The sequence below is a fragment of the Spirillospora sp. NPDC046719 genome, from assembly GCF_040645715.1.
GTDB lineage: Bacteria > Actinomycetota > Actinomycetes > Streptosporangiales > Streptosporangiaceae > Spirillospora.
In genome coordinates, this window is record NZ_JBEYYT010000613.1 from 1 (window position 1) to 4,462 (window position 4,462).

At 73.6% G+C, this 4,462-nt stretch carries 3 protein-coding genes; 2 read left to right on the plus strand and 1 reads right to left on the minus strand.

Translation table 11 applies throughout. The features are described 5' to 3' along the window. Positions 1-25: 25 nt before the first annotated feature. The gene (locus ABZ914_RS47205) at positions 26-2,647 is read right to left on the minus strand and encodes a valine--tRNA ligase (RefSeq protein ID WP_500201173.1); all 2,622 of its coding nucleotides are present in this window, start codon (positions 2,645-2,647) and stop codon (positions 26-28) included. 234 nt (positions 2,648-2,881) lie between these two features. Between ABZ914_RS47205 and ABZ914_RS47210 the strand changes: the two genes are divergently transcribed. Both ABZ914_RS47210 and ABZ914_RS47215 read left to right on the plus strand, forming a co-directional pair. Next, positions 2,882-3,682 carry a sensor histidine kinase gene (locus ABZ914_RS47210; protein ID WP_500201174.1) on the plus strand — a complete coding sequence of 267 codons (801 nt, stop codon included), beginning with the start codon at positions 2,882-2,884 and terminating at the stop codon, positions 3,680-3,682. 21 nt (positions 3,683-3,703) lie between these two features. After that, positions 3,704-4,348 carry a response regulator gene (locus ABZ914_RS47215; RefSeq protein ID WP_190868309.1) on the plus strand — a complete coding sequence of 215 codons (645 nt, stop codon included), beginning with the start codon at positions 3,704-3,706 and terminating at the stop codon, positions 4,346-4,348. The last annotated feature ends 114 nt before the right edge of the window (positions 4,349-4,462 follow it).

Genomic DNA, 4,462 nt, shown 5'->3' on the forward strand with positions numbered 1-4,462 from the left:
GCCGCCGCCGTCGAACGCGCCGCGCTCAGGCCGGCGGCAGCGCGCCGAGCTGCGCCTCCAGCCGTGCGATGTCCGCCTCCGCCTGCGCCAGCCGGGCGTGGTTCTTGGCGACGACGGCCTCTGGCGCCTTCGCCATGAACGCCTCGTTGCCGAGCTTCCGCCGCGCCTGGTCGGCCTCCTTGCGCGCCGCCGCGAGGTCCTTGTCGAGCCGCTTGCGCTCGGCCGCGACGTCGATGACCCCGGCGGTGTCCAGCCGGACCGTGACGCCCTCGACCGGCAGCGACGCGGTGGCGGCGAAGCCGTCGCCGGGCTCGGTCAGCCGCAGCAGCGCGCGGACGCCCTCCTCGTGCGCGGCGAGCGGCGACCCGCCCCACTCCAGCGCGGCGGCGACCTTCTGGCCCGGCTTGAGCCCCTGGTCGGCGCGGAACCGGCGGACCTCGGTGACGAGCCGCTGCAGCGACTCCACCACGGTCTCGGCGTCCCGGTCGGCGCGGCCCGCGTCGGCGGCCGGCCACGGCGCCGTCACGATCGTCTCCGCCCCGGTCAGGGACGTCCACAGCTCCTCGGTGACGAACGGGATCACCGGGTGCAGCAGCCGCAGCAGGCTGTCGAGCACCTCGCCGAGGACGCGCCGCGTCGCGTCGGCCCGCTCGTCGGCGAGCTGGACCTTCGCCAGCTCCACGTACCAGTCGCACACCTCGTCCCACGCGAAGTGGTAGAGGGTCTCGCACGCCTTGGCGAAGTCGTAGGACTCCAGCTGCGCGTCGACCTCGGCGATGACCGCGTGCAGCCGCGACAGGATCCACGCGTCCACCGTGGACGGCTCCGCCGGGACGTCGCCGCGGACGTGCGCACCGTTGATCAGCGCGAACCGCGTCGCGTTCCACAGCTTGTTGCAGAAGTTGCGCGAGCCCTGCGCCCACTCCTCCGCCACCGGGACGTCGCCGCCCGGGTTCGCGCCGCGCAGCAGCGTGAACCGCGTCGCGTCCGCGCCGTACCGGTCGATCCAGTCGAGCGGGTCGACGACGTTGCCGAACGACTTCGACATCTTCTTGCCGTGCTGGTCGCGGACCATCCCGTGCAGCGTGATGGTCCTGAACGGCTCGGCGCCGTCCATCGCGTACAGCCCGAACATCATCATCCGGGCGACCCAGAAGAACAGGATGTCGTACCCGGTGACCAGCACCGACGTCGGGTAGAAGCGCTCCAGCTCCGGCGTCTTGTCCGGCCAGCCGAGCGTCGAGAACGGCCACAGCGCCGAGGAGAACCAGGTGTCGAGGACGTCGCCGTCCTGCGTCCAGCCGGCGGGCGGCTCCTCGTCCGGGCCGGGGCAGGCGGTCTCGCCGTCCGGGCCGTACCAGACCGGGATGCGGTGCCCCCACCACAGCTGCCGGCTGATGCACCAGTCGTGCATGTTGTCGACCCACTCGAAGTAGCGGGACGCCATCTCCGGCGGGTGGATCGCCACGCGGCCGTCGCGCACCGCGTCGCCCGCGGCCTTCGCCAGCGGCTCCACCTTCACGAACCACTGCAGCGACACCCGCGGCTCCACCACCGTGGAGCAGCGCTGGCAGTGCCCGACCGAGTGCTCGTACGGGCGGACCTCCTTGACGATCCGGCCCTGCTCGCGCAGCGCCGCGACGACCGCCGGGCGCGCCTCGAACCGGTCCAGGCCCTCGAACGGGCCGGACGCGGTGACCACGCCCCGCTCGTCCATCACCGACATCGACGGCAGCGAGTGCCGGCGGCCGATCTCGAAGTCGTTCGGGTCGTGCGCGGGGGTCACCTTGACGGCGCCGGTGCCGAACGCGGGGTCGACGTGCTCGTCCGCCACGACCGGGATGCGGCGGCCCGTCAGCGGCAGCTCGATCTCGCGGCCGACCATGTGCGCGTACCGCTCGTCGTCGGGGTGGACGGCCACGGCGGTGTCGCCGAGCATCGTCTCCGCCCGCGTCGTCGCGACCACGATCTCGTCGTCGCCCGACCCGTACCGGATCGAGACCAGCTCGCCGTCGACGTCCTCGTGCTCGACCTCGATGTCCGACAGCGCCGTGAGGCAGCGCGGGCACCAGTTGATGATGCGCTCGGCCCGGTAGATCAGGCCGTCGTCGAACAGCCGCTTGAAGATCGTCCGGACGGCGCGGGCGCGCTGGTCGTCCATCGTGAACGCCTCGCGCGTCCAGTCGACGGAGTCGCCGAGGCGGCGCATCTGGCCGAGGATCCGGCCGCCGGACTCGGCCTTCCACTTCCACACCCGGTCGACGAACGCCTCGCGGCCGAGGTCGTGCCGGGACAGGCCCTCCTTGGCCAGCTCCCGCTCCACGACGTTCTGCGTGGCGATGCCCGCGTGGTCCATGCCGGGGATCCACGCCGTCTCGTACCCCTGCATCCGGCGGCGCCGGACCAGGGTGTCCTGGATCGAGTGGTCGAGGGCGTGCCCCATGTGCAGCGAACCGGTCACGTTCGGCGGCGGGATCACGATCGAGTACGCGGGCCGGGACGGGTCGCGGACCGGGTCGGCGGTGAACAGCCCCGCCGATACCCACCGCTCGTAGAGCCGGCCCTCGACATCGGCCGGTCGGTACTGGGTGGGCAGGTCGACGTCCGCGGCGGCCCCTTGGCCGCGCTCACTGCTGGGCTGTGTCACGGCCAACGATTCTACGGGGGCCGCGGCGGTACCACGGCCCGCCCCCGCACCGCCGGGCACCCGCCAGGGCGGGCCCGGCAGCGGCCCCGGCGCCCCTCCGGCACCGCAGCGCAGCGGCCCAGAGAGCGTTTTCCCGCCGCGGACGGGACACAGGTCACCTGACACCGGGTCGCCTCCACGGAAAGGGTGGTGCCGACACGCCCGCGAAACCGGGGCCGAAGGGAGTGGGACGGGATGCGAGCGGTACTGGCGCGCACCGCCGTGCTGGCCGGCGCGTTCGCCGCGGGAGCCGTCGCGGCGCACGCCGCCGCGATCCCCCACCTGCTGCGCCTCACCCAGGACCTGCAGCGCTCCCGCGAGCGGATCCTCGCCAGCCGGGAGGAGGAGCGCCGCCGGCTCCGCCACGACCTGCACGACGAGCTCGGCCCCACCCTCGCCAGCCTCGCGATGTCCCTGGACGCGGCACGCATCACCCTCGCCGGCGAGCCCGAGCGGATGGACCCGCTGCTCGCCGACGTCCGCGACCGGCTCGCCACCGCCGTCGGCGAGATCCGCGACCTCGCGCACGGCCTCCGCCCGCCCGCCCTGGACGACCTCGGCCTCGTCGCGGCCATCGAGTCGTTCGCCGAGGGCTGCGCCGAACGGGTCGACGTCCGGTTCGACGGCGGGCCCGCCGAACTGCCCGCCGCCGTCGAGGTCGCCGCGTACCGGATCGTCCAGGAGGCGCTCACGAACGTCCGGCTGCACGCCCCCGACAGCACCGCGATGGTGCTGCTGCGCCGCGACACCGACCTGCACCTGATGGTCGCCGACACCGGCCCCGGGCTGCCCGACACCGGCCGCAACGGCGACCGCCCGAGGCCGCGCCGCGGCATGGCCGCGATGAAGGAATGGGCGGCGGAGGTCGGCGGCGGCTGCACCGTCGCGTCCCGCCCCGGCGGCGGGACCGTGGTGACCGCGCGGCTGCCCCTGCCCGCGCCGGGCATCGCCGGGTACCATCATGCTCCGCCCGGACGCCGGAACGGGCGCCCCTGAACAGGTGAGCGGAGGCCGCCGATGACGGACGCGATCAGGGTCCTCATCACCGACGACCACCCGGTGTTCCGGCAGGGCCTGAAGGGACTGCTGCAGGCACTGGGCGTCGAGGTCGTCGGCGAGGCCGAATGCGGCCCCGACGCGGTGCGGATGGCCGCCGAACTCCAGCCCGACGTCGTCGTGATGGACCTGCACATGCCCGGCGGCAACGGCATCGAGGCCACCCGGACCATCACCCGCACCAGCCCCCGCATCGGGGTGCTCGTGCTGACCATGTTCCGCGACGACGACTCGGTGTTCAACGCGATGCGCGCGGGCGCCCGCGGCTACCTGCTGAAGGAGTCCGGCGCCGAGGAGATCGCCCGCGCCGTCCGGGCGGTCGCGGCCGGCGAGGCCATCTACGGGCCCGAGATCGCCCGCCGCGTCCTCACCTACTTCACCGACATGCCCGATCCCCGCCAGGCCGCGTTCCCGCAGCTCACCGAGCGGGAACGGGAGGTCCTCGAACTGATCGCGCAGGGCCGCAGCAACGCGGAGATCGCCGCCACCCTGTTCCTCAGCCAGAAGACCGTCCGCAACCACGTGTCGAACATCTTCATGAAGCTGCACGTCGCCGACCGCGCCCAGGCCATCGTCCTCGCCCGCGAGGCCGGCCTCGGCGGCTGAGTTGATTCAATCCCGGCCCAAGGGGCTCGCCTGGCGGCTCGCCCCTTGACCGGTCTTGGGCGAGCGCGAACTCGCTTCGCGAGCTTCCCGGTGGGGCTCGCCTTCGGCTTCGCC

Excerpts from the sequence above, each read along its gene's own strand:
- ABZ914_RS47210 (WP_500201174.1), top strand. The coding sequence starts at position 2,882 with ATGCGAGCGGTACTGGCGCGCACCGCCGTGCTGGCCGGCGCGTTCGCC.
- ABZ914_RS47215 (WP_190868309.1), top strand. The coding sequence starts at position 3,704 with ATGACGGACGCGATCAGGGTCCTCATCACCGACGACCACCCGGTGTTC.